2 pseudogenes are annotated in these 504 nt (G+C 75.6%); both read left to right on the forward strand.

Features of this window, described 5'->3' with window-relative positions:
- Positions 1-332: pseudogene (locus G3I71_RS46720) on the forward strand (FMNH2-dependent monooxygenase); the annotation flags it as partial.
- A gap of 12 nt (positions 333-344) precedes the next feature.
- Positions 345-504, forward strand: a pseudogene (locus G3I71_RS52060) (F420-dependent methylene-tetrahydromethanopterin reductase); the annotation flags it as partial.

The raw sequence follows: 504 nt of genomic DNA on the forward strand, positions 1-504 counted from the left end.
ACACGTACCTGCTGCTGGCCGACGACCGGTCGTCGGCGGCGGCCCGGCTCGCGGTCCTCGACGACCTGGCGGGCGAGCCGTGGCGCCCGGCGTCGCTCACGCCCGTCGGCACGCCGGCGGACCTCGCGGCCGTGCTGGACGCGTGGCGCGAGGTCGTCGACGGGTTCCACCTGCTGCCGGCCGTGCTGCCCACCGACCTCGACGCCGTGGTCGACGGCCTGGTGCCGCTGCTGCAGGGCGCGGGCCTGTTCCGCACCGCCTACCCGGGCACGACGCTGCGCGACACCCTCGGGCTCGCGCGCCCCGCCAACGTCCTCGCCGCGACGGCCTGAGAGGGGTCCGCCATGACCACGCGTCCGCGCAAGCAGGTCCGCCTCGGGGTGCACTTCCCGGGCGTCAACAGCACGACGGTCTGGAGCGACCCCGAGGCGGGCAGCCAGGTCGACTTCTCGTCGTTCGAGCACCTCGCCACGCGCGCCGAGGCCGCGCACCTCGACTTCTTCT

Origin of the sequence: Streptomyces sp. SID12501 (assembly GCF_010550245.1) — a bacterium.
Lineage (GTDB): Bacteria > Actinomycetota > Actinomycetes > Streptomycetales > Streptomycetaceae > Streptomyces.